Origin of the sequence: Sphaerobacter thermophilus DSM 20745 (genome assembly GCF_000024985.1) — a bacterium.
Classification (GTDB): domain Bacteria; phylum Chloroflexota; class Chloroflexia; order Thermomicrobiales; family Thermomicrobiaceae; genus Sphaerobacter; species Sphaerobacter thermophilus.
Genome location: NC_013523.1, coordinates 378874 through 401309, shown reverse-complemented (window position 1 = coordinate 401309; position 22436 = coordinate 378874). Strand labels below are relative to the sequence as shown.

Sequence of the window (22436 nt, the reverse complement as noted above, 5' to 3'; positions counted from 1 at the left end):
GAGCAGGACGTGTGACGCATGACGCATGACGGGTGACGCATGACGCCCCCTCCCCCACCCCAATTGACATCTCCACCCCGCGAATCGTATTGTGAGGCTATCGAACCACGAGTCAGAAGCCGGCCGCGTAGATCCCATCTCCACCGATCTACCACTGCCGTCACACCAGGCGAGGAGGGAAGCATGGCCGCATCGTCCTACGCCCACGGCGCCAGCCCGATCCCCCTGCTGGGTGAGACCATCGGCGAGAACCTGCGGCGCACGGTGGAGCGCGTCGGGGACCACGAGGCGCTTGTCGTCCGCCATCAGGATTACCGCGCCACCTACCGGGAATTCTGGGAGCAGACCGGACTGGCGGCCCGTGGCCTGCTGGCCCGTGGTGTCCGCAAGGGGGATCGCGTCGGGATCTGGTCGCCCAACCGCTACGAGTGGGTCGTCATCCAATACGCCACCGCCCGCATCGGCGCGATCCTGGTCAACATTAACCCGGCCTACAAGACCGCCGAGCTCGAGTACGCACTGAACCAGTCGGGCACAAGTTTCCTGATCCTGGCGCGCGCCTTCCGGACAACGGACTATGTCGCCATGCTCAATGAGGTCCGCGACCGCTGCCCGGAGCTGCGGCAAACGCTGGTCCTCGACGACGAATGGGAGGGACTGCTCGCCGACGGAGCGGGCGTGCCGGAGGCGACGCTTGCAGAGATTGAGGCGAGCCTCCAGTTCGACGAGCCGATCAACATCCAGTACACCTCGGGTACCACCGGGTTCCCCAAAGGCGCGACCCTCTCTCACCACAACATCCTGAACAACGGCTTCTTCATCGGGGAGGGCTTGCGCTACACGGAGAACGACCGCGTGTGTATCCCGGTACCGTTCTACCACTGCTTCGGGATGGTGCTGGGCAATCTCGCGTGCACCACCCATGGCGCCTGCATCGTCGTCCCCGGCGAGGCCTACGACCCGGTCGCGGTGCTGGAGATGGTGCAGGCCGAGCGCTGTACCTCGCTCTACGGCGTCCCCACCATGTTCATCGGCGAGCTGGAGCACCCGCGTTTCTCGGAGTTCGACCTCTCGACCCTCCGCACCGGGATCATGGCGGGTTCCCCCTGCCCGGTCGAGGTGATGAAGCGCGTTCAGTCGCAGATGCATATGACCGAGGTCGCCATCTGCTACGGCATGACCGAGACTTCGCCCGTCTCGACCCAGACCGCGATCGACGACCCGCTGGAGAAGCGTGTGGGGTCCGTCGGCAAGGTTCACCCGCATATCGAGGTCAAGATCATCGACCCGGCCACCGGCGAGATCGTGCCGCGCGGCACCCCGGGCGAGCTGTGCACCCGTGGCTACTCCGTGATGCTGGGCTACTGGAACAACGAGGAGGCCACCCGCCAGGCGATCGACGCCGCCCGCTGGATGCATACCGGCGACCTGGCAACGATGGACGACGAGGGGTACGTCAACATCGTCGGCCGGATCAAGGACATGATCATCCGCGGCGGAGAGAACATCTACCCGCGCGAGGTGGAGGAGTTCCTCTACACCCACCCGGCGGTAGCCGACGTCCAGGTCATCGGCGTGCCGGACGAGCGATACGGTGAAGAGGTCATGGCCTGGGTCAAGCTGCGGGAGGGTGCGCAGGTCACCGGGGAGGAGCTGGCCGCCTACTGCCGGGGCCGCATCGCGACGTACAAGATCCCGCGCTACTGGAAATTCACCGACACCTTCCCGATGACGGTGACGGGCAAGATTCAGAAGTTCCGGATGCGGGAAATGGCGATCGAGGAACTCGGCCTGCACGGCGCCGCCGCGGTCCAGACCGCCTAGACGGTCGTCGCAGGACGGGCTGAGGCCGCCATCCCCCTCACGCCAAGCCGGGCGACACTAACCGACGCGTCGCGCGGGCGGGCACCGCCTGCCGGTCGTCCGCCCCTATGGCTGACTGCGTGACCAGCGGTCCATCCATGCCTCGCAGACCGCCCGAACCAGGCGGGGGATCGATCCAGTCCCGCCCTTGACCAGCTAGCGGGAATCTCCGGCGCACGCCCCGGCGACGCAGGCGTCCCTTCGGTGCTACTATGTGCCCTGAGCCGCCCATACCAGCGGGATGCCCGCATCTGGGCCCGGCACCAGCGAGGGATCGGACCGCGCCGGTTACGGCCGGCGTTCGCCACGGGTACTCGGGAGGTAACCACCATGGCGACAGAGGTCACCACGAAGGAGTATCGGCTGTTGATCGGCGGGCAGTTCGTCCCCGCCGCCTCCGGGGAGACCTTCCCCACCTACAACCCGGCCACCAACGAGGTCATCGCGCATGTGCCGAAGGCGGGCCGCGAGGATGTCAACCGGGCCGTCGCCGCCGCGCGCAAGGCCTTCGACGAGGGGCCCTGGGGGAAGATGACCCCGATGGAGCGCGCCAAGCGCATGCGTCGGGTCGCGGAGATCCTGCGCGAGCGGCTGGAAGAGATCGCCCGCCTGGAGACGCTCAACTGCGGCAAGATCATCATCGAGTCGCGCGCCGACGTGGCCGCCTCGGCAAACTGCTTCGATTACTACGCCAACCTGACCGGGCACATGTGGGGCGAGACGATCCCCATGAACGGCCCGCTCTTCGACTACACCGTACGTGAGCCGTACGGCGTCTGCGGGCAGATCATCCCCTGGAACTTCCCGCTGCTGATGGCGGCCTGGAAGGTCGCGCCGGCGCTCGCCGCGGGCAACACGATCGTCCTCAAGCCCGCCAGCGCCACGCCGCTCACCGCGCTCGTCCTGGGCGAGATCTGCCAGGAGGCGGATATCCCCGATGGGGTCGTCAACATCCTGACCGGACCGGGCGTCGAGGTCGGCGCGGCCATCGCCGAGCACCCAGACGTCGATAAGATCGCCTTCACTGGCGAGACGGAGACCGGCCGCGAGATCCTGCGGCTGTCGGCCGGGACGATCAAGAAGGTGTCGCTGGAGCTGGGCGGCAAGTCGCCCAACATCGTCTTCCCCGATGCCGACCTGGAGGAGGCGGTCAACGGCTCGCTCTTCGCCATCTTCACCAACGCCGGCCAGCGCTGCACCGCTCGCACCCGGCTCTTCCTCCACGAGTCGATCCACGACCAGTTCCTGTCGGACTTCATCGCCAAGGCCGGCAAGATCCGCGTCGGCGACCCACTGGAGGACGCCACGCAGATGGGCCCGGTCATCTCCAAGCGCCAGTGCGAGCGCGTGCTGAGCTTCATCGAGCGGGCGCGCAGCGAGGGCGCAAACCTGGCGCTCGGCGGCAAGCGCCCGGACGACGAGGTGCTCCAGAAGGGCAACTTCATCGAGCCGACCATCTTCACCCAGGTCCAGAACGACATGACGATCGCGCAGCAGGAGGTCTTCGGGCCGGTGCTGTCGGTCATCCCCTTCCGGGATGAGTCCGAGGTCGTGGAGATGGCGAACAACACCATCTACGGCCTGGCCGCCACGATCTGGACCAACGACCTGAAGCGCGCTCACCGGCTGGCATCCCGGATTCGTGCCGGGAACATCAGCATCAACTTCCCGACCGTCAACCCGCCGGAGGCTCCGTTTGGCGGCTTCAAGCAGAGCGGCATCGGCCGGGAGCTCAGCCGCCACGCGCTCGACCTCTACACCCAGGTCAAGAACGTGGTCGTCAACCTGGCCGACGAGCGATTCGACTGGTACGGCAAGTGGCCGGTGGGGCAGAAGTAGGAGACGGGCCCCCTCACCCCCTAACCCCCTCTCCCACCAGGGAGAGGGGGGACGGCCGGGGGTGTGGGCCGTTAACCTTTCGTCATCACCGGAAACACGGCCTCTAGCGCGTAGCGGCCGGCGCTGAGGAGCATGAGTATCGCGTAGGCGCCGAGGAGGGCTCCGAGGGCGGGGCCGGCGAGATCACGCGGCGTCGCAGCCGCCGACACACGCGCCCGGCCGAGCAGGATCAGCACCAGCGCAATCTCGAAGAGGGCCAGCACCGCCGCGCCGATCAGGAGCAGCGTGATCGGCGTGTAGAGCGCCGGGACGCCGCTCCCTGCCGCCAGCCCAAACCCACTCGCCAGCACGAGCACCGCCGCGAGGTCACGCCACCCGCGCAGTGCCGGTTCCCGGCGCGTCAGGTCTGGGCGCCAGAGCGTCGCCGCGGTGAGCAACCAGAGGAACGCCCCCAACGTTGTACCCATGAGCGCTCCGGTGATATACCGGAGCGCATTTGTTGGGGGATAGATCGCCGGAAGGCCGGTGTCGTCGAGGAGCGAGTTGAACCCGTCGATGCCCATGGCCACGGCGAACCCACCGAGCAACAGGACAATCGGAAGGGAAGGCAGCCCGGCAGCGCGCACGCGTCCCCGGGTCAGGAGGTAGAGCTGGGTCACCAGAAACCCGCCGTAGATGCCGGTCATGCGCGCGTCGAAAGGGAGCCGCACCACGCCGAACCAAAACGAATGGTCCGGGGTCTGGGCACACAGGCCGTGCAGCAGCGCGAGGGACTTCGTCTCCAGCGGCGCCGGCACGCCCAGGAACACGAGGAGTGACAATCCAGCAAGCAATACGAACACGGTCCCCCGCCGCTCACCGCCGGTGAGTGCCCGGTATGCGACCTTCGTCATCGTTGGGCTCCCTCCTCACCCGCTACCGGCATCCCCGCGTATAGTAGACTAGGTGACCCATCCCTGCTATTTTCCGGCAACGACTGCTCGTTGTACGGACATCTTGACCGTTCATTCGTTGGGGACGTACCGTTGTCGCGAGCGCAGCCGACTCCGTGCGGCTGCCGCCTGACGAGACGAAGAGCGAGCAGGCCATGTTGCGTGAGCGATTGAATCGGCGGACGTTGCTCAAGGTGGCCGGGGGCGCGCTCCTGGCGAGCGTCGTGGACCTCCGGCAACCGGGAGCACAGGCCAGCGCCATGACCCGTACGGCGTGGGTCGAGCGCGGCGTCTTCCCCACGAGCGGCCAGTATCAATCGGCCGTGTTCACCACCGAGGGCCAGTACAACAGCGTCGAGGTCGGCTGGTTCGCTGATGTCCCGGCGGGAAGCCGGCTCGACTTCGCGGTGCGCACCAGCGTCGACGGGACGACCTGGAGCGAGTGGGTCGACCTCCACACCGACCACCACCTGCACCCGCTCGAAGGCCGGCGCACCTACGCTGCCCCGCTCCTGACGGAGCCCAGCACCCACCTGCAGTACCGGGTCGACATCGTGCCGAACGCTCTGGGCGAGGCACCGATCCTCCACGAGGTCGAGATCGCGGCGGTCGATACTTCCGCTCCGGCGCAGCTCCTGGCGACTCCCCAGCTCATCGACGGCTGGATCATCCCGCGCGCCGGCTGGGGTGCTGACGAATCGCTGCGCTTCAAGGACGGCGAGGAGATCTGGCCGCCCCGGTACGCGCCGATCGAAAAGGTGATCCTGCACCACACCGTCACCCAGAACCGGCCACCGGACCCGGCCGCCGCCATCCGGTCGATCTACTACTACCATGCCGTCACCCTCGGCTGGGGCGACATCGGCTACAACTTCCTCGTCGACTGGGAAGGTCGCGTCTACGAAGGCCGGTACGGCGGCGGCGGCGTCATCGGCGGCCACGCGCTCCAGTACAACCGCGGCAGCATCGGTATCGCCGTGCTCGGGAACTTCCAACAGACGGCCGTGCCCCAGGCGGCGCTCGACGCGATCGTGCGCCTGATCCGCGAGCACGCCGGGAACGTCGACCCAGGCGGCTGGAGCTTCTTCGTCGACCGGGACAACGTCCCCAACATCGCCGGCCACCGCGACGTGCTCTCGACCGAATGCCCCGGCTCGGAGTTCTACGCTCGACTCCCCGAGATCCGGGGCTGGCTGAAGGGGACCGGGCCGATCTACGCGCCGCAGTCAGCCGACGCGCGGGGCCGTCTGGTCTCCGTCACCGTCACCCCGAAGACGACCTACGTCGGGATGCCGATCCGCGTCGACGCCGTGGTCGAGAACGTCGGATCGACCCCGCTCTACGGGCAAGAGCCCGCCGACGGGTTCACCTACGTCGAGGGGCAGGACTTCCAGAACGCCGGCTTCCCCAAGATCGCGGGCCGCTTCCGCGTCGGAATCGACTACACTGGCAACAACGGCCTCCCGAACCCCTTCCGCTGGGGCTCGCCCCGCCCGATTGCACCCGGAGAGCAGGCGACCATCACCGGCTACTTCCGCCTCGCCACCACCGGCACCAAGACGATCACCGCCAGCCTCGTCCAGGAATTCGTCCGCTACCATGAGGAGAACGCCTTCCCCCAGGAGATCACGATCGAACCCCCGCCGACCGACGCGGTACCCCGCAGTCCCAATGCGGACATGGTCTACGTCGACGTGACCGGGCACAACGTTCCCCGGATCTTCTGGGACTACTGGGAGCGCAACGGGGGCCTGATGCGCTTCGGCTACCCGCTGACCGAGCCGTTCTACGAGCCGTCGCCGGTGGACGGCAAGACGCTGCTGGTCCAGTACTTCGAGCGTGCCCGCTTCGAACACCACCCCGAGCTGGCCGGGACGCCCTACGAAGTGCTCCTCGGCCTGCTGGGTCGCGAGATCACCGCCGGGCGCGAGCACGAGGCGCCGTTCCGACCGCTGGCGAACGCCACGCCCGGCCCTGACCGCGACTTCTTCCCGGAGACGGGTCACACCCTCGCCTACGGCTTCCGCGACTACTGGTACCGCAACGGCGGGCTGCCGATCTTCGGTTATCCGATCAGCGAGGAGTTTCAGGAGCTGAGCAGGACCGACGGCGAGATGCACACGGTGCAATACTTCGAGCGCGCCCGCTTCGAGTGGCACCCGGACAAGCGCGGCACGCCCTACGAGTTCCTGCTTGGACACCTTGGGCGGGAGATCCTCATCGCCCGCGGCTGGCTGAAGGGCGCGTACTAGAGGCGCGGAAGGCACTTAGGGGAACACAATCGCGGCGGGCGTCGTGACGCCCGCCGCGTCGCGTTTCACGCCCGAGGCGGATGAGCACATGGTCTCCTTCATCCGACACCGAGCGCGGGGCAACGCCCCCGGCCGGTGCTAGACGACAAGCACCTCGACATCAATGTTGCCGCGGGTTGCCTTGGAGTAGGGGCACGCGGCGTGGGCCGCGTTGACCAACTCCTGCGCCTTCTCACGGTCCACACCGGGGATTTCAACCATGATCTTCGCCGCGAGGCCGAACCCACCCTCGGGATCGGCCCCCAGCGCCACTTCCACCTTCACGGTCGAGCCCGACACGTCCACGTCGGACTGACGACCGACCGCCATCAAGGCGCCCTGGAAGCAGGCGCCCCACGCGGCGGCGAAGAGCTGCTCCGGATTGGTCCCCTCATTGGGGCCGTCCGTCTTCGGGCGCCGGAGCTGGACATCCAGCACACCGTCGTCGCTGACGGCGTGGCCCTCGCGCCCGCCGGTCACGGTGACGGTCGTCGAATAGCGTGGAGTGATCTTTGCCATACGTCCTCCCTCTGTCTCCAACCGATCTCTTGCCGTCGTTCCTGGGATGTCCTCCCCATCGTAGCAGCGGCCATGCGGCAGCGGAACCCTGGCCGTGACCTCCCCGCCTAGTGCACCGGCTGCCCGCCGGGGTCGCTGGCGACGCCCGCCCGCCCCCGCTCGGCGGCGACGAGCGCCCGAGCCGCCGGCGCGACCTCGGACGCGAAGATCTCGATCGTCGCCGCGTCGTCCGCCGCCAGGATGAAACCACTGATGCCGTACGACAGAGCGATCGCCGCGATCTGCTCCGCCCATGCCTCCGGTGGCCCGTCGAACAGGCCGCGACCCGTGGGCGCGAACCGGCCCCCGATGTTCAGGAACCGTCGGACCGCTCGGGGGTCACGCCCCGCCTGGGCTGCGCCCTCGTCGATGTACGTGTTCATCTCCTCCAGGTCGGCCACCCCGCCCTCCAGGTAGCCGAGCGTCGGGATCCAGCCGTCCGCGCGGCGACCGACGAGGCGCAGCATCCGCGGCTTGTAGGCACCGATCCAGATCTCGATGTCGTGCGCGGGCGCGGGGCCCCGCTTGGCGCCCTTGACCTGATAGTACGTGCCGTCGAAGTACACCCCGCGGCGCTGATCGGCCGCCCACAGCTCGCGGATGATCTGGATCGCCTCCTCCAGGGCCTCGACCGCCTGGCCGGGCGTCCGGCGGGGCCCGCCCATGGCAGCGATGGGCCCCCAAAACCCACCCGCCCCGAGACCCAGTTCGAAGCGGCCGCCGCTCAGCCGGTCCAGGCTGGCGGCCGCGCGGGCGAGGACGGCAGGCTGCCGCAGCGGCAGGTTGAGCACGTTCCCGGCGACGCGGATACGCTCTGTCCGAGACGCCACGAAGGAGAGCAGCGTCCAGGTGTCGTGGAAGGCCGGCTGGTAGGGGTGGTCCTGAAACGTCACCAAATCGAGCCCGGCGCGCTCCGACACAAGGGCCAGATCCACCGCGTGCATCACCGGCTGCGCCACCGGTGTGATGAAAGTCCCGAAGAGCAGTTCGTGTCCGTAGTCGGTCATGGCGCCTCCTCGATGCTGGTTCGATGTGCCGGATCAGCGGGCGAGCACACCCGGCGCGATGTTGAAGTTGTCGCGGAAGACGTTGTCCGGGTCGTAGCGGGCCTTCAACTCGCGCAGGCGCTGGAGCGTCCGCGGCGGGAACGCGTCGGCGATCCGCTCCGGGCGCGGGTCAGTCTCAAAGTTGAGGTAGATCCCGGTGAAGTGGTGGTGCAGCGCATCCCACTCGGCATCGACACGGGCTCGGTTAGAGCCGAACGCGGTCACGTGGAAGTTGGCCGAGCGGTGGGCGTAGGCCGTGGCGTCGGGGTCGACATCCGCCACCGCGCCGCCGACGGACCGGATCTGAAAGAAATACACCGCCCCGCTGCGGATGAGTCGCTCCGCCGCGGCGGCGAACTCGGGCGTGATGTGCTCGATGAGCCCCGATCGCCCGACCGGCTCACCCTGCCCGTCGTGGTAGCCACCCTGCGCGTTGGCCATGATGCTCGCGTACGGTGTGATCACGGCGTACTGGTCGTAGAGCGGCGCGACGGTGGCGAGCGGCTGCAAGCGGTCGACGATCGTCTCCGGCTGGTCAGAGGCGACCACGGCCATCACCTGCGCCACCAGCGGCTGCCCCCGGCGCGGGCGGCCCATGACCAGGAAGCTCGTCAGATCGCGCGGCGCTGATTCGACCGCCGCACCCCACCGTTCCAGGAACCCGGCCGTATCGCTGGCGTCGAAGACGAACTGTGCCCAGCCGACATTACCCACCGCGTCGGCCTCGAACTCGAACGACGTCACGATGCCGAAGTTGGCCCCGGCGCCCCGCACCGCCCAGAACAGGTCCGGGTTCTCGTCCTCGCTGGCGCGCACGACCGACCCATCGGCGAGGACCATCTCCACCGCCCGCAGGTGGTCGATGGTCAACCCGTGCAGGCGGGAGAGCCAGCCGATACCGCCGGCCGTCGCCAGCCCACCGACGCCGACACCGCCGTAGTCACCGGAGCTGAGCGCCAACCCGTAGGGAGCCAGGGCCGCGGCGACATCGCCCCAGCGGGCGCCCGGCCCGAGCCGGACGCGGCGCGCCACCGGGTCCAGCACCTCGATGCGGTTCATCCGGCCCAGGTCGATGACGATGCCGCCGTCATTGGTCGACCGGCCGCTGATCCCGTGCCCGCCGCTCCGGATCGAGAGCGGCACGTGCGGGTGGGCACGCGCAAAGGCGAGCGCGTCGATCACCTGCTCGACGCTGCTCACCGGGAGCACAATGCCGGGCGAGCCACCGCGCATGTACGTCGACCGGACACGCGCGTACTCCGTGTCTCCCGGCTCGATCGCTACGTCGACTAACGACGGCGGGACGGCATCGTAGTCGATCCCCGGGTGGCGTCGGGCGCGTGCCGCGGCACGGCGGATTCGGACGCCGAAGTGCCCCTCCGGGAACGCCCGCTCCGCCTCGGCGCGCAGGGCCGGGGCCACCTCGGTCGCAAACCGCTCGATCGTCTCCGGGTCGTCGGACGCGAGGATGATGGTGCCGATCCCGTCTTCCACCACCAGCGGCAAGAGGTCTTCGACCCACTGCTCGCTCGGCCCGTTGAGGAAGCCGCCGCGCGACGATGAGAAGCGTCCGGAGACATTGACCAGCCTGCGGATCTCTCGCGGGTCCCGCCCGGCCGCGCGGGCCGCCTCGTCGATGATCCGGTTCCCGGCGGCGATGTCGCCCAGCTGGATGTACCCCAGCGATGGAAGCCAGCCGTCCGCCTTCCGGCCGATCAGCCGCAGCATCCGCGGCTTGTACCCGCCGATCCAGATCGGGATATCGTGCGCGGGCACCGGCCCGGGTCGCGCGCCCTCCAGCCGGTAGTGCTCGCCCGCGAACCGTAGGGAGCGGGCGGCGGTGGTGTCCCAGATCGCGCGGATGACATCGATCGCCTCGTCGAGCGCATCCACCGCCTCGCCCGGGCTGAGCCGCCGCCCACCCATCGCCGCAATGGCGTCCCAGAACGCCCCCGCGCCCAGGCCCAGTGCCAGGCGACCGCCGGAGAGCAGGTCCAGGCTCGCCGCTGCGCGTGCGAGCACCGCCGGAGAGCGCAGCGGCAGGTTGGCCACGTTGGGCGCCAGGTGGATACGCTCGGTCTGGCCCGCAACCCAGCTCAGCAGCGTCCAGGCGTCAAGAAACCGCGGCTGGTAGGGATGATCCTGGAAGGTCACCAGATCCAGCCCCACCCGCTCGGCGAGCCGGGCAAGCTCCACCACCGCCTCCGGATCCTGGCTTTGTGGGGTGATGAAGACGCCGAATTGTAACTCGTGACCGTAGTTCGCCATGACGCTCCTCCGACGGCTCCTGGTCGACCGGCCAACTATACTCCCGCAAATGTTGACATGTCAACCATTGGAGGGGTAGAATCAGCGCCATGAATACCGAGGCATCGTCGCGACCGCTGTCAAACATGGAGATATGGCGCCGCCACAGCCTCGTCTACGCGCACCTGATGAGCTACCTGGCGCGCCAGCTCACCCGAGCCACCGGGCTGTCGGAAGCCGACTACCAGGTCCTGGACGCCCTGCTCGACGCGCCCGGCCAGCGTGCCCGCGCGCGGGAGTTGCGCTGGACACTGCAGTGGGAAAAGAGCCGGCTGTCGCACCAGCTCCGGCGCATGGTCGCCCGCGGCCTGATTGACCGGCAGGCCTGTGCCGAGGACGCGCGGGGCGCGGACGTCATCCTCACCGACGCCGGACGCGAGGCCGCGCAGCGTGCGCGGCAGGTGCGGGAAGAGTCGCTGCAGGCGATCGTCTTCGATACCCTAGGGCCGGAGCACATGGCCCGCCTAAACGAGGCGACGACGCTGCTCGCAGATCGGCTCGCCCGGGCGGCCGAGGAGGACCCGGACTGCCAGGCGGCCTACGCAGAGGCCTTCGAGACTGACGAAGGAGCCTGACCGGAGCACGGCCCCGCCGACGGGACGCGACGCGGTCATGCGACATCGTGAGGAGGCAGAGATGAACCAGCAACCGGCCGAGCACGCCGGCCCGGTGACCGGTGAGCAGCGCTCGCCACAGCCGGCCGGGACGGCCGCGAACGAAAACAATGAGACGACCACGCCCCCGGCCGCGCCGGGCCTCGTGATGATCACCACCGACGACGCGGGCGTTTGCACCGGCGACGCCTGCACCCTACCGGTAAAGGACGACTGAGCAATGCGGGTTGAGATCTGGTCCGACATCGTGTGCCCCTGGTGCTACATCGGCAAGCGCCGCTTCGAGCGGGCACTCGCCGGCTTCCCCCACGCCGACGAGGTCGAGGTCGTGTGGCGCAGCTTCCAACTGAACCCCGACCACCCCAAGGGGGCACGCGTGCCGCTGGAAGAGTCGCTCGCCGCCAAGATGGGCGCCACCGTCGAGCAGGTCCGCGCCATGAACGCCCGGGTGAAGGCCATCGCCGCTGAGGAGGGGCTGGAATACGACTTCGACCGCTACAACGTCGTCAACACCTTCGACGCCCACCGCCTGACCCATCTGGCCAAGGCGTACGACCTCAACGCCGAGCTGCACGAGCGCTTCCTCCGCGCGCAACTGGTCGAGGGTGAGGTGCTCGACGACCCGGACACCCTCGTCCGGCTGGCTGCCGAGGTGGGTGTGCCCGAGGCCGAAGCACGCCGGGTGCTCGAGAGCGACGACTTCGCAGCCGAGGTCGAGGCAGACAGCGCAGAGCTCCGCGCCCTGGGCGGCAACGGCGTGCCGTTCTTCGTGATCGACCGCCGCTTCGGCATCTCCGGCGCGCAGCCCACAGAGGTCTTCGAGCGCGCCCTCGCCATGGCCCACGAGGCCGCAACTCAAGAGTCCTCCTCCAGTCGATAACCGGAGCACGACGCGTCCAGCCCGGATCGACGGGCTGGACGCAGCCCCCCATCGCCGGGCTGGGTTCTCCCTACCCGAACAAACCCAGATGCAACGAGACAATGAGTCGGCCGGGTGGTGAGAGGGTACTTTAGCCGTGGCATGTGCCCGGGGAGTAGAGATGGCGTTTGACGAATTCCATGGATGTACGCGCTCGGCCCGTGCCCGGGGCTAAAACGCTTGGTGTGAGTTAGGGCGCCGTGGCTACCAGGTGATCAGGTTCGCCACGGCCAGCAGCGGCCGCCCCTGCTGCCGATTCAGCCAGCAACAGAGGTTGTGCAGCGCCACCTTGGCCGCCAGTCGCGCCTGGAAGCCCGCCAGGGTGTGCGGGCGCTCCCGCTCGAGGCCGAAGGTGTGCAGCAGTCGTCCAACGACCGTCTCCACGATCTGGCGATGGCGGGCCACCCAGCGGCGGACCGCCTTGGGCCAGCGCCGCCGACTGCCCCGCTGCGGGGTGGCCACCAGCGTCACGCCATAGGTGGCCGCCAGGTGCGCCTTGTAGTCCTCGCCGGCAAAGCCACTGTCGGCCAGATAGGTCGCCACCGGCGTGCCGACACTGGGCAGGCGGGGATCGGGGTGGGCCCGACAGGCAATCAGGGTCTCGGCGAGGGACCGCTCATTGGTGCTGGCCGGGGCCACGCCCCAGCCGGTGATCGCCCCCTCCAGGCTGACGGCGGTCAGCACGCGGAAGCCGGCAAACCAGCCCAGGCGCAAGCTGAAGCCGATGTTGGCCTCGCCGGCCAGCCAGCCCCGCCCGCGGCGCTTGGCGTTGCGCACCGGAGCCGGCGCCACATCGAGCACATCCACCGCCACTGGCCCCCGGCCAAGTTGGTCTGCCAGGTAGAGGGCGAACTGGGCCAGGGCGACCTGATGCCGCCGCAGCAGCCGGTTGTATTGGCTGCGGTGGGGCAGGGTCGGGAAGTAGGGGCGCAGGTGGCGCTCGGCGTAGCGGTAGAAGTCCTGCTCACTGGAGAACCTCATCCACTGCCCGAAGATGGCCAGGGTCAAGACCTCGCTGCGGCTCAGGGCCGGCGCGGGGCCGGGGCGGTGGGGCTCCGGGGGCAGGTGGGTCTGGCAGAAGGTGTCGACCAGGACATAGACTGTAATCAGGAAGGTGTCCACATCCATCGGGTGCTCCTTTCGTGGGAGACGGATACGAGCTATCTCCCGTATGGAAGTGGGCACCTTCCTGTGTCAAGAGGGCACAGCATGCCCCGGCTAACTCACACCAAGCGTTAAAGCCGCCGGGCTGACCACGAAAGCCGGCTGAAGCCGGCTGAGGACGCTGGGTCCGATCGGTGACCGAACCGGGCACGCCGGGGTGTGGGCAGCACAGCCCCTTCAGTGGGCTTACCCCTCTTCAGCCCGGCGGCTTTAGCCCCGGGCACGGGTCGAGCGGCGCGCACCGTAACACCATGGGGTACACCCAGGTTCGCCCCAGCCGGCTTTAGCCGGCTTCGCTTTGTCAGCCCGGCGGCTTGAGCCCCGGGCACGCGCCACGGCGTGAGATCCTTCACGCCACCCATCCGCAAGCACGCGCCACATCCCGCCGCATACCAAAGCGGCGGCTCGGGCCGCCGCACTCCAAATCGTTCTCCAGCCGGCTTCAGCCGGCTTCTGTTGTGAGCCCGGCGGCTTGAGCCCCGGGCACGTGCCTGGGCGTTGGCGACCGGATCACCGGGAGCGATGTCCTGAAGGGTTCCAGCCGGCTTATGAACTTTGACGAATTAATCCGGTAAATGCGACAGCCGTCCGCGCCCCCGCGTTGTCATCCTGAGCGGCGCCGGGGGCGGCGGCCAGCCGGCCCCGGCGCAGCGAAGGATCTCCCCGCTGCGTGGCCGGTCCGACGCGAGATCGTTCGCTCCGCCGCCCGGCGCTCCGCGCCGGCCGGCTCCGCTCAGGCTGACAGCCGTGCCGGAACGGGTGGCGGGAAGACGAGAATAATTCGTCAAACTCCATCAGCCGGCTTTCCTTGTCAGCCCGGCGGCTTGAGCCCCGGGCACCGACTACCGCACGGGATTCCTTCACCACCCATCGCGGAGACGGTCGGCAGCCGCTCGCGCCGACTTCATGTGATTCGTCAAAGTCCATCACGGCGCGCGTCAACCGGCTCTCCCGCGTCGAACACCGGCTGGCTGACACGAATGACACCCATACACCGTCCCATGACCGCGACGCGTCGACCGCGGCGGACTATGCTAGTGCCCAACACCCGGACCGCAATGCCCGGCGCGGGAGGATGCGGACCGAGAGCGACTGCCGGGGAGCAACCATCCCACTTCCAGGAGGTGACATGATGCCGCACTGGCTCTTTACCGCGCAGTTGCTGCTCCACGCCCACTTCGCCGCGTCGTACCTCGTCCCGCTCGACGAGACAAGCCAGGGAGCGTTCGGCGGCCTGCTGCGGTGGGTCTGGCCCTGGGCCGTGGGCAACCGTGGGCCGCTGGGCACCGTGACCAAGTCCGCCTCCCCGCTCACCGGGTTCTGGCTGGCTGTCACCTCAGCACTCGCGTTCCTCCTCGCGGCCCTGGCCGTGGCCGGGCTCTGGGTGCCCCTCGCCTGGTGGCGCCCGCTGACGATCGCGGGAGCCATCCTGTCGCTCTTCCTGCTGGTAGCCTTCATCAGTCCGACCAAGCTCCTGCCGATCGCCCTGAACCTCTTCCTGCTCTGGAGGGCCGCAACCGATCGGTTGCCCGCAACCGCCAGTTGAGCCCGCCCGGACCGCGGCCGGCGATGGTATGGTGCTGGCAATGAGCGACAACGAGCGCTCAGACGGGCCGTGAGGCCGATCGGAAGGAGCACGCCATCGTGTGGTGGGCTGACCTGCTGTGGGGGTTCTGGAACGGCCTGACGGCCTGGGTTGTCCTGATCGTCCACATCTTCGGCGGCTGGGAGCAATATCCCTTCTACGACGTGGCACGTGCGGGCAACTGGTACGACTTCGGATTCCTCGTCGGCGCAGGCTCTCCACTCCTCGGCGCCCTCGGCGGCACCAGCCGCCGCGCCCCGGCGTAAGGCGGCGCCGATCGGCCTCAGGTCAGCGATGTCGCGCTGTCACCCGCGTTGCGCCGGAAACCCCAGCCCCATCCGCCGCAGGGAGCGGAACTGGTTGTGGCCGACGATGAGGTGGTCGAGGAGGTCGATGCCGAGTAACTGTGCGGCCTGGACCAGTTGAGCGGTGAGCGCGACATCGGCGGCGGACGGGGTCGGGTCGCCCGACGGGTGGTTGTGCAGGATCGCGATGGCGGGGGCGTTCAGGCGCACGGCGTCGCGGAAAACCTCGGCGACGCGCACTTGGGCGCTGTTGACGCTCCCCTGGTAGAGCGTCACCGTGCGCAGCACGCGGTTCTTGGTGTCGAGCACGACCACCCGGAGCTGTTCCTGGTCGAGCGCGCCCATGTCGCTGCCGGCCACGGCGTAGATGTCCTCCGGAGTCTGCACACGCGGGCGATCCTCCGGCTGGGCGACGGTGAGGCGTCGCCCCAGCTCAAGTGCAGCCTTCAGCTTGGCGGCCTTGGCCTCGCCGATGCCGTGCGACCTGCGGAGATCCTCGAAGTCGAGGCGCGCAAGCCCCGGCAGCCCGTCGTGCTCGACCAGCAGGCGGGTCGCAACGTCGAGCACCGTCGCGCCGCGCACACCGGTGTTCAGGATGATCGCCAGCAGCTCGGCGTTGGTGAGCGCGGCAGCGCCGCGCAGGCGCAACTTCTCGCGCGGGCGCTCATCGGCCGGCATCTCGCGCATGGTCAGGTGGTAGGTTGCCCGCGAATCAGCACCCATGGCACGTCCTGGTCTTGTCTCCAGTCGACACCGACACTATCGCTGATGTCGCCGACATGATCAAGTCCTCGCCCGTCGGATCGCGTTCTGCTACGCTGATTCAGTGAACGGCAACCCCATGGACCTGCGCATCCGCTGGCCGCGCCGTGCTCACCGCTGTCGAGGAGGCAAGCGATGTTTGGCAGACGCAAGCGGATCAATCAACTGGAGCGGCAGATGCAGGCGCAGCAGGCTGAGATCCAGCAATTGCGCGAAGAGCTGCGCAGCGTCCAGGCCACGGCTCGGCGCGATACCCACGTCGAGGTCCGCGTCCGCAGGCGCGACGCCTTCTGGGTAGCTTCTGGTGGGGGATTTTCCAGGGGCTGAAGCGCTAGCTCCTCGCCCGCTTCCCAGGCGGCACGAGCAGGTCGCCTATCAATGGTATACTTGTCTTGCGCCGCGCCGGAGGTTTACGGCGCGGCTTTACGCACTAAGACACAGAGAATCCCACCGACAGCGAGGGCCGATTCGTGGTATTTAGCAGGCTATTTCGCCGGCGCGCCGAGCCAGAGCCAAAGATCGAAGCTGGTCTTAAGAAGACGCGCCGCGGCATCTTCAAGGACATCGCAAACCTGTTCGAGCGGAGCGAGATCACCGAGGACCTGTTCGAGGACCTCGAGGCGCTCCTGATCCAGGCCGACCTCGGCGTGGAAACAACCCTGGAGTTGCTCGATAACCTGCGCGATCGGATCGACCGCGAGCGGATCAAGCAGCCGGCCGACGCCCGCGAGGCGCTGCGGACGGAGATGATCGCGCTGCTGGAGAACGCCACGCGCAACCGCAAGATCAAGATCTACCAGCGCGGGGTTCCCTTCGTCATCCTGGTGGTCGGCGTCAACGGTACGGGGAAGACGACGACGATCGCGAAGCTGGCGAAGTACCACCAGGACCAGGGACGCAACGTCATGCTCGTGGCCGGGGACACCTTCCGCGCCGCCGCGATCGACCAGCTCAAGGTCTGGGGCGAGCGGCTGAAGGTCCCGGTGATCGCCCACGACCCGGGGGCCGACCCCGGCGCGGTCGTCTTCGACGGCATGCAGGCCGCCTACAACCGGAACGCCGACATCCTGCTCGTCGACACCGCCGGCCGGCTGCACACCAAGTACAACCTCATGGAGGAGCTGAAGAAGATCCGCAAGGTGATGCAGCGGCATGTGGCGGAGGCGCCGCAGGAGGTGCTGCTGGTGATCGACGCCACCACCGGACAGAACGGCCTGGTGCAGGCCAAGAAGTTCGCCGAGGCGGTCGAGATCACCGACATCGCCATCGCCAAGCTCGACGGCACCGCCCGCGGCGGCATCGCCTTCGCCATCGCCCGGGAGCTGGGCACGCCCATCAGCTACGTCGGCACCGGGGAGCAGGTGACGGCCCTGGCCGAGTTCAACCCGGTCACCTACGTCGACGCCCTCTTCTTCGGTGAGGAGGAGGAACTCTAGTCATGTTCGAGACACTTAGCGACCGGTTGACCGCGGTCTTCCAGCGCATCGGCAACAAGGGCCGCCTCACCGAGCAGGACGTCGACGAGGCCATGCGCGAGGTCCGCCGCGCGCTCCTGGAGGCGGACGTCAACTACAAGGTCGTCCGGGACTTCGTCAGTGCCGTGCGCGAGCGCGCCGTCGGCGAGGAGGTTCTGAAGGCGCTGACCCCCGCCCAGCAGGTCATCTCCATCGTGCGGGATGAATTGATCAAGATCCTGGGCGAGGAGCGCGTGCCGCTGCAACTGGCCCAGGTGCCGCCGACCATCGTGATGGTGGTCGGCCTCCAGGGTTCCGGGAAGACGACCCACGTCGCCAAGATCGCCAACCTCCTCAAGAAGGAGGGGCGCCGGCCCCTCATGGTCGCCGCCGACGTCTACCGCCCGGCCGCCATCGACCAGCTCCAGACCCTCGGCGGGCAGATCGACGTGCCGGTCTACAGCGAGGGCACCAAGGCCAACCCCGTCGACATCGCCAAGAACGCGGTCAAGCTGGCCAGGGACCGTGGGTACACGGTCGTCCTGATCGACACCGCCGGCCGGCTGCAGATCGACGAGCCGATGATGCAGGAGGTCGAGCGGATCGCCGAGGCGGTCAAGCCGCATGAAATCCTCCTGGTGGCCGACGCTATGACCGGTCAGGAGGCGGTCAACGTCGCCCAGGAGTTCCACCGGCGACTGGCGCTGACCGGGTTGGTCCTGACCAAGATGGACGGCGACGCCCGCGGCGGCGCCGCGCTCTCCATTCGCTCGGTCGTCGGTGTGCCGATCAAGTACATCGGCACCGGCGAGCGCATCGACGCGGTCGAGCCGTTCTACCCTGACCGGCTGGCCTCGCGCATCCTCGGCATGGGCGACGTCCTGACGCTGATCGAGCGCGCCCAGGCGGAGATCACCGAAGAGGAGAGCCGCGCACTCGAAGAGAAGGTGCTCGCCGGCCAGTTCAACTTCGAGGACTTCCTGAACCAGCTCCAGCAGATCAAGCGGATGGGGCCGCTGACGCAACTCCTCGAGATGATTCCCGGTATCGGGCAGGCACTGCGCCAGCAGCAGGTGCAGATCAGCGACGACGAGTTCAAGCACATCGAGGCCATGATCTTCTCGATGACGCCCGAGGAGCGCCGCAACCCGGACATCCTGAAGCCGAGCCGCCGCAAGCGCATCGCGGCCGGCAGCGGCACCTCGGTGGCCCAGGTCAACCAGCTCGTCAACCAGTTCAAGCAGATGCAGAAGATGATGGCCCAGTTCGGGGAGCTGGCCGGCGGCACGGGCGGCCGGCGCGGGCTGCGCGGGCTGATGCGCAGCCGCCAGGCGCTGGCCGGCTTGGGAGACGCCGACCTGGAGGCGCTGATGCAGCAGGGCGCCTTCCCGCCCGGGATGGGCAACCCCGCCCTCGGTGGGCCGGTACCGCGCAAGGCAACCAACTCGCCCAAGAAGGGCAAGAGCAAGAAAAAGAAGTCCAAGGGGCGGCGGCGCTAACCCGCCGCCTCGCCGTTTCTCACCCGACCGCCGGGACCTCCAGGTGGACCACGCCCTGCATCTCCATGACGTAGCCCGCGCGAACCTGGACAACGCGCATCTGGACCGACTCGCACGCCGGGCAGCGGAGCACCGCCCCCATCTCCCCGCCGTACAGGAGCAGCGCCCCGAGCGGCGAGATCTGCCCGCAGCCGGCGCAGGTGCTGCGCGCCATGGTGACGTCGAAGGCGAAAAGCTGCCCCAGCAGCCCGGCCGCCGCGTTGCCGTCGAGCCGCAGCGTCTCGGCGCTCATGCTCACCCTCCCGTCGGCCCGAAGCGCTCGGTCTTGACCGACGCCGGGTCGTACCCCAGATCCACCAGCAACGTCGCCACCGCCTCGACCAGCGGCGTCGGCCCGCAGACGAACGCCCGCGGCCGCTCCTCCGGCGCCCAGGCGACCTCGTTCAGCATCTCCCGGTCGATCCGCCGCCGGTAGCCGGTCCAGCCCTTCGGCTGTGCGCGCGTCAGCGTGTGGATCACCGCCAGGTCGGGGTCGTCCGCCGCCAACCGCTCCAGCTCGTCCCGGTAGATGATGTCGTCGGCGGAGCGCGACGAGTACAGGAGCCGGACCGGCACCGGGCTCCGGTGCGCCGCGCGGTGCCGCAGCATCGCCATCAGTGGCGCAATCCCGGACCCGCCCGCGACCAGCAGCAGCGGCCCACCCTCCCGTGTGTGCCAGGTGAACCAGCCGCCGATCGGCCCGCGAAGCTCCAGCAGGTCGCCGGGGCGCAACTCATCGGCAAGGTAGGGCGATACCTCACCGTCCTCCAGCCGCTCGACGGTGATCGTGATCCACGGCTCTTCGGGGGCCGAGGCGATAGAGTAGCTGCGCTGCGCCTGGTACCCGTCTTCGGCGGTCAGGCGCACGTCGATGTGCTGCCCGGCGCAGTGCCCCTCCCAATCCGGGACGTCGAGCACCAGGCTCACAACCCGCGCCGTCTCCGGCACGATCTCCCGGACGGTCACGACGCGCCAGGTGAGTCGCGGTCGCGTGGCCACCATCACTCATCACCCCAGTATCGCTGCTCCCGCCAGGGATCGCCGTACATGTGGTAGCCAAGCGACTCCCAGAAGCCGGGCTGGTCCTCCGGCAGCAACTCCAGCCCCCGTACCCACTTCGCGCTCTTCCAGAAGTAGAGGTGTGGCACCAGCAGCCGCGCCGGACCGCCGTGCTCCGGCTCCAGCGGCTGTCCCTCGTACTCGTAGGCGATCCACGCCTTGCCGCCGGTCACGTCCTCCAGCGGCAAGTTGGTCGTGTAGCCCCCATCGCAGAACGCCAGCACGTAGTCGGCGCTCGTCTCCACCCCGGCCAGCAGCGTGTCGACCGACACGCCCTTCCAGGTCGTGTCCAGCTTGCTCCACTTGGTGACGCAATGGATGTCACGGGTGATCTCCTCGGCCGGGAGCTGGAGGAATTCCGCCCAGGTCCAGCGCCGGGCCTGATCCACCTGGCCGACGACCGAGAAGTCCCAGCGGTCGAGCGGCGTGCGTGGCGTGGGTCCCGCCGAGAGGACGGGGAACCCATCCACCACGTACTGCCCCGGCGGCAGCCGCCCCGCGACACCCTCGGTCCGCCGTCGCCCCTTGAAGCCACGGGAAATGAAGCTCACAACCCCCACCTCTCGGCTGTCGCGTTCGGATTACGTCGAGCCAGCGACCGCACAGCCTGTGCCGCGTGTCGGAGGTCGTGGCGTTACTTGCAAGAGGGTCAGGATCCCGGGGAAGGCACTCGCCGCAGCCGATGCACGCGGACGTGCACCCCGGCGTCGTTGGGGTCGGGCCAGGGGCCGTCCCACTCGCCGTCTGATTCGCTCAGTTCCCAGTCCTGCGCGCAGGCGATCTCGATGAAGCGGGCCGCCACCGGCCGCCGCGGCTCCGCCAGCCAGAGCAGCCCACCAGGCGCGACCAGCCGGCCGAGCAGCCCCAGGAGCGGCTGCACATCGCGCGATTCATAGAGAACGTCCGCCGCAAGCACCACCGGGAAGCCCTCCCCGGCCAGGTCAAACAACTCGTCCGGCGGCTTGCGCCAGTTCATCTGCAATGTGGACGGCTCACGTCCGGCGTTGGCGAGGCAATTGGCACAGGCGAGCAGCAGCGACTCCGGCGCGTAGTCGGTGACGGTAAGATCGGCCCCGGCGTTGAGCGCGGCAATCGCCGTCACTCCCAGCCCGCAGCCGATCTCCAGCACGCGGAATCCCGCGACCGTCTGCGGGCGCAACGCAATCGCATCCGCCAGCGCGATCCCGCTCGGCCAGAGCTCCGCCCAGTAGGGCAGGTTCTGCTCCGGGTCATCCGCCACGGCGTCGATCAGCGGGTCAATATCCGCCGGGTGCATGATGCGGAGAGATCGGCCACTCCGGGGAAGGCGAACATCAGTGGTAACAAGGGGAGTGATGAAGCGTTCGATCATCGGGTCGCCAGCTGCCGGGTCGGAGGACGCCTCGTGGGCGCCACATGCGTCATCCCCACAGGTGACGAAGAACCTTCCGCAACCACTCGCCCCGATTTCTTGTCCCGCACAGAGAGGACCACAGTGTAGCCAAGCGCACCGAGGTACCGCTGAAGCGTCGCGAGTGTGATGTTGGTAGCCGCGCGCTCAAGTCGGCTGATGGCTTGCTGCTGTAGCCCGGATCTTGCTGCGGCTTCCTTCTGTGTTAGGCCGCGATGAAGCCGCGCGTGATACAGCAGGTGCGCGATATCAAGCGCCTCCGACGCAGCAGCAATCTCAGCACGCTCACCTTCATTCAGAGTGGCGATGTATGCGTCCAAATCATCGTTCATCTGCCTGTAATCGCTCATTGATGTCGCTTCTCCCAATCAGCCTTGTATCGGCGTGCTCGATCGAGTTCCTTCTGGTTAAGCGTTTGTCGTTGTTTGACGTAGCCGTTCGTAACGATGATTTCTGCACCATGCTGGAAGAAGAAGAAGAACGCTCGCGCGATATTGGCGTGCCCCACGCGAAGTTCGTAGATCTTGTTCTTCCGGTCGACGCAGGCCGTCAGTGGTGGACCGTGACGGTTACGGCTGCGTAGCTTGTCGAGCCCGGCAAGGACGAGCGCGTGAAGGGTTGGTTGTTGGTCCCGAAGTTCGTTCAGCCATTCGGTCATCGGCACATGGCCAGTCGCCGTGGCGTAGAAGCGGACCCGAAACTCCATCTCGCTCCCTACAACATCTATATTGTATCACGCGCGTGGGCAGCCACAAGCTCCCTACCTGCCCGACTAAGGTGGACATCATGACACCATCATAGCGAATACCG

Annotated in this window: 23 protein-coding genes; 11 read left to right on the top strand and 12 right to left on the bottom strand. The window is 68.1% G+C overall.

The annotated features are described in order from the left end of the window. Nucleotides 1-183 precede the first annotated feature (183 nt). Both STHE_RS01765 and STHE_RS01760 read left to right on the top strand, forming a co-directional pair. Entirely contained in the window at nucleotides 184-1824 is a 1641-nt protein-coding gene (locus STHE_RS01765; protein WP_012870846.1) for an AMP-binding protein, read from the top strand. Between the two features lie 369 nt (nucleotides 1825-2193). Further along, nucleotides 2194-3702 (top strand): aldehyde dehydrogenase family protein, encoded by a 1509-nt coding sequence (locus STHE_RS01760; RefSeq protein ID WP_012870845.1) that lies wholly within the window; start codon nucleotides 2194-2196, stop codon nucleotides 3700-3702. A 71-nt stretch (nucleotides 3703-3773) separates the two neighbouring features. Here STHE_RS01760 and STHE_RS01755 read toward each other — a convergent pair whose 3' ends face one another. Next, nucleotides 3774-4595 (bottom strand): DUF2085 domain-containing protein, encoded by an 822-nt coding sequence (locus STHE_RS01755; RefSeq protein WP_012870844.1) that lies wholly within the window; start codon nucleotides 4593-4595, stop codon nucleotides 3774-3776. A gap of 194 nt (nucleotides 4596-4789) precedes the next feature. Between STHE_RS01755 and STHE_RS01750 the strand changes: the two genes are divergently transcribed. Further along, nucleotides 4790-6886 (top strand): N-acetylmuramoyl-L-alanine amidase, encoded by a 2097-nt coding sequence (locus STHE_RS01750; protein WP_012870843.1) that lies wholly within the window; start codon nucleotides 4790-4792, stop codon nucleotides 6884-6886. Between the two features lie 138 nt (nucleotides 6887-7024). Here the strand turns inward: STHE_RS01750 and STHE_RS01745 are convergent, their stop codons facing one another. The 3 genes from STHE_RS01745 to STHE_RS01735 all read right to left on the bottom strand — a co-directional run bounded on the left by STHE_RS01745 (nucleotide 7025) and on the right by STHE_RS01735 (nucleotide 10797). Next, on the bottom strand, nucleotides 7025-7444 hold the full coding sequence (locus tag STHE_RS01745) for an organic hydroperoxide resistance protein (RefSeq protein WP_012870842.1): 420 nt from the start codon (nucleotides 7442-7444) through the stop codon (nucleotides 7025-7027). 107 nt (nucleotides 7445-7551) lie between these two features. Continuing rightward, nucleotides 7552-8490 (bottom strand): LLM class flavin-dependent oxidoreductase, encoded by a 939-nt coding sequence (locus STHE_RS01740; RefSeq protein WP_012870841.1) that lies wholly within the window; start codon nucleotides 8488-8490, stop codon nucleotides 7552-7554. Nucleotides 8491-8523: 33 nt separating this feature from the next. After that, complete coding sequence (locus tag STHE_RS01735; protein WP_012870840.1) at nucleotides 8524-10797, bottom strand: LLM class flavin-dependent oxidoreductase; 2274 nt, start codon at nucleotides 10795-10797, stop codon at nucleotides 8524-8526. Nucleotides 10798-10886: 89 nt separating this feature from the next. On the opposite strand from STHE_RS01735, the gene STHE_RS01730 reads away from it, so the two are divergent. The 3 genes from STHE_RS01730 to STHE_RS01720 all read left to right on the top strand — a co-directional run bounded on the left by STHE_RS01730 (nucleotide 10887) and on the right by STHE_RS01720 (nucleotide 12330). Further along, nucleotides 10887-11411 (top strand): MarR family winged helix-turn-helix transcriptional regulator, encoded by a 525-nt coding sequence (locus tag STHE_RS01730; protein WP_012870839.1) that lies wholly within the window; start codon nucleotides 10887-10889, stop codon nucleotides 11409-11411. Between the two features lie 61 nt (nucleotides 11412-11472). Further along, nucleotides 11473-11667, top strand: a complete 195-nt coding sequence (locus STHE_RS01725; protein ID WP_012870838.1) for a hypothetical protein — start codon at nucleotides 11473-11475, stop codon at nucleotides 11665-11667. A 3-nt stretch (nucleotides 11668-11670) separates the two neighbouring features. Further along, a complete protein-coding gene (locus tag STHE_RS01720; protein WP_012870837.1) occupies nucleotides 11671-12330 on the top strand; it encodes a DsbA family oxidoreductase in 660 nt (219 codons plus the stop codon). A gap of 243 nt (nucleotides 12331-12573) precedes the next feature. On the opposite strand, the gene STHE_RS01715 is transcribed toward STHE_RS01720, so the two are convergent. Next, complete coding sequence (locus STHE_RS01715) at nucleotides 12574-13497, bottom strand: IS982 family transposase (protein WP_012870543.1); 924 nt, start codon at nucleotides 13495-13497, stop codon at nucleotides 12574-12576. Between the two features lie 1165 nt (nucleotides 13498-14662). Here STHE_RS01715 and STHE_RS01710 point away from each other — a divergent pair. Together STHE_RS01710 and STHE_RS01705 are read left to right on the top strand one after the other, a co-directional pair. Continuing rightward, nucleotides 14663-15079 (top strand): hypothetical protein, encoded by a 417-nt coding sequence (locus tag STHE_RS01710; protein WP_012870836.1) that lies wholly within the window; start codon nucleotides 14663-14665, stop codon nucleotides 15077-15079. Nucleotides 15080-15177: 98 nt separating this feature from the next. Continuing rightward, complete coding sequence (locus tag STHE_RS01705) at nucleotides 15178-15384, top strand: hypothetical protein (RefSeq protein WP_012870835.1); 207 nt, start codon at nucleotides 15178-15180, stop codon at nucleotides 15382-15384. Between the two features lie 39 nt (nucleotides 15385-15423). On the opposite strand, the gene radC is transcribed toward STHE_RS01705, so the two are convergent. Further along, nucleotides 15424-16146 (bottom strand): RadC family protein, encoded by a 723-nt coding sequence (gene radC / locus STHE_RS01700; RefSeq protein ID WP_012870834.1) that lies wholly within the window; start codon nucleotides 16144-16146, stop codon nucleotides 15424-15426. Nucleotides 16147-16320: 174 nt separating this feature from the next. Between radC and STHE_RS01695 the strand changes: the two genes are divergently transcribed. The 3 genes from STHE_RS01695 (at nucleotide 16321) to ffh (ending at nucleotide 19138) form a co-directional block, all read left to right on the top strand. After that, nucleotides 16321-16512: a hypothetical protein gene (locus tag STHE_RS01695; RefSeq protein WP_012870833.1), complete on the top strand. Its 192-nt coding sequence runs from the start codon at nucleotides 16321-16323 to the stop codon at nucleotides 16510-16512. A gap of 143 nt (nucleotides 16513-16655) precedes the next feature. Then, a complete protein-coding gene (gene ftsY / locus STHE_RS01690) occupies nucleotides 16656-17621 on the top strand; it encodes a signal recognition particle-docking protein FtsY (RefSeq protein WP_012870832.1) in 966 nt (321 codons plus the stop codon). Nucleotides 17622-17623: 2 nt separating this feature from the next. Further along, complete coding sequence (gene ffh, locus STHE_RS01685; protein WP_012870831.1) at nucleotides 17624-19138, top strand: signal recognition particle protein; 1515 nt, start codon at nucleotides 17624-17626, stop codon at nucleotides 19136-19138. 19 nt (nucleotides 19139-19157) lie between these two features. Here the strand turns inward: ffh and STHE_RS01680 are convergent, their stop codons facing one another. The 6 genes from STHE_RS01680 to STHE_RS01655 form a co-directional block, all read right to left on the bottom strand. Next, the gene (locus STHE_RS01680) at nucleotides 19158-19430 is read right to left on the bottom strand and encodes a DUF6510 family protein (protein ID WP_012870830.1); all 273 of its coding nucleotides are present in this window, start codon (nucleotides 19428-19430) and stop codon (nucleotides 19158-19160) included. A 2-nt stretch (nucleotides 19431-19432) separates the two neighbouring features. Further along, nucleotides 19433-20179, bottom strand: a complete 747-nt coding sequence (locus STHE_RS01675; RefSeq protein ID WP_012870829.1) for a ferredoxin reductase — start codon at nucleotides 20177-20179, stop codon at nucleotides 19433-19435. Beyond that, nucleotides 20179-20787, bottom strand: coding sequence for a sulfite oxidase-like oxidoreductase (locus STHE_RS01670; protein ID WP_012870828.1), 609 nt, complete (start codon nucleotides 20785-20787; stop codon nucleotides 20179-20181). Before STHE_RS01670 ends, STHE_RS01675 begins: the two co-directional genes overlap by 1 nt. 98 nt (nucleotides 20788-20885) lie before the next feature. Further along, nucleotides 20886-21512, bottom strand: a complete 627-nt coding sequence (locus STHE_RS01665) for a class I SAM-dependent methyltransferase (RefSeq protein ID WP_169308169.1) — start codon at nucleotides 21510-21512, stop codon at nucleotides 20886-20888. A 71-nt stretch (nucleotides 21513-21583) separates the two neighbouring features. Next, a complete protein-coding gene (locus STHE_RS17675) occupies nucleotides 21584-21976 on the bottom strand; it encodes a helix-turn-helix domain-containing protein (protein ID WP_012870826.1) in 393 nt (130 codons plus the stop codon). Further along, nucleotides 21973-22332, bottom strand: a complete 360-nt coding sequence (locus STHE_RS01655; RefSeq protein ID WP_012870825.1) for a type II toxin-antitoxin system RelE/ParE family toxin — start codon at nucleotides 22330-22332, stop codon at nucleotides 21973-21975. The genes STHE_RS17675 and STHE_RS01655 overlap by 4 nt, the downstream gene beginning before the upstream one ends. Nucleotides 22333-22436 lie beyond the last annotated feature (104 nt).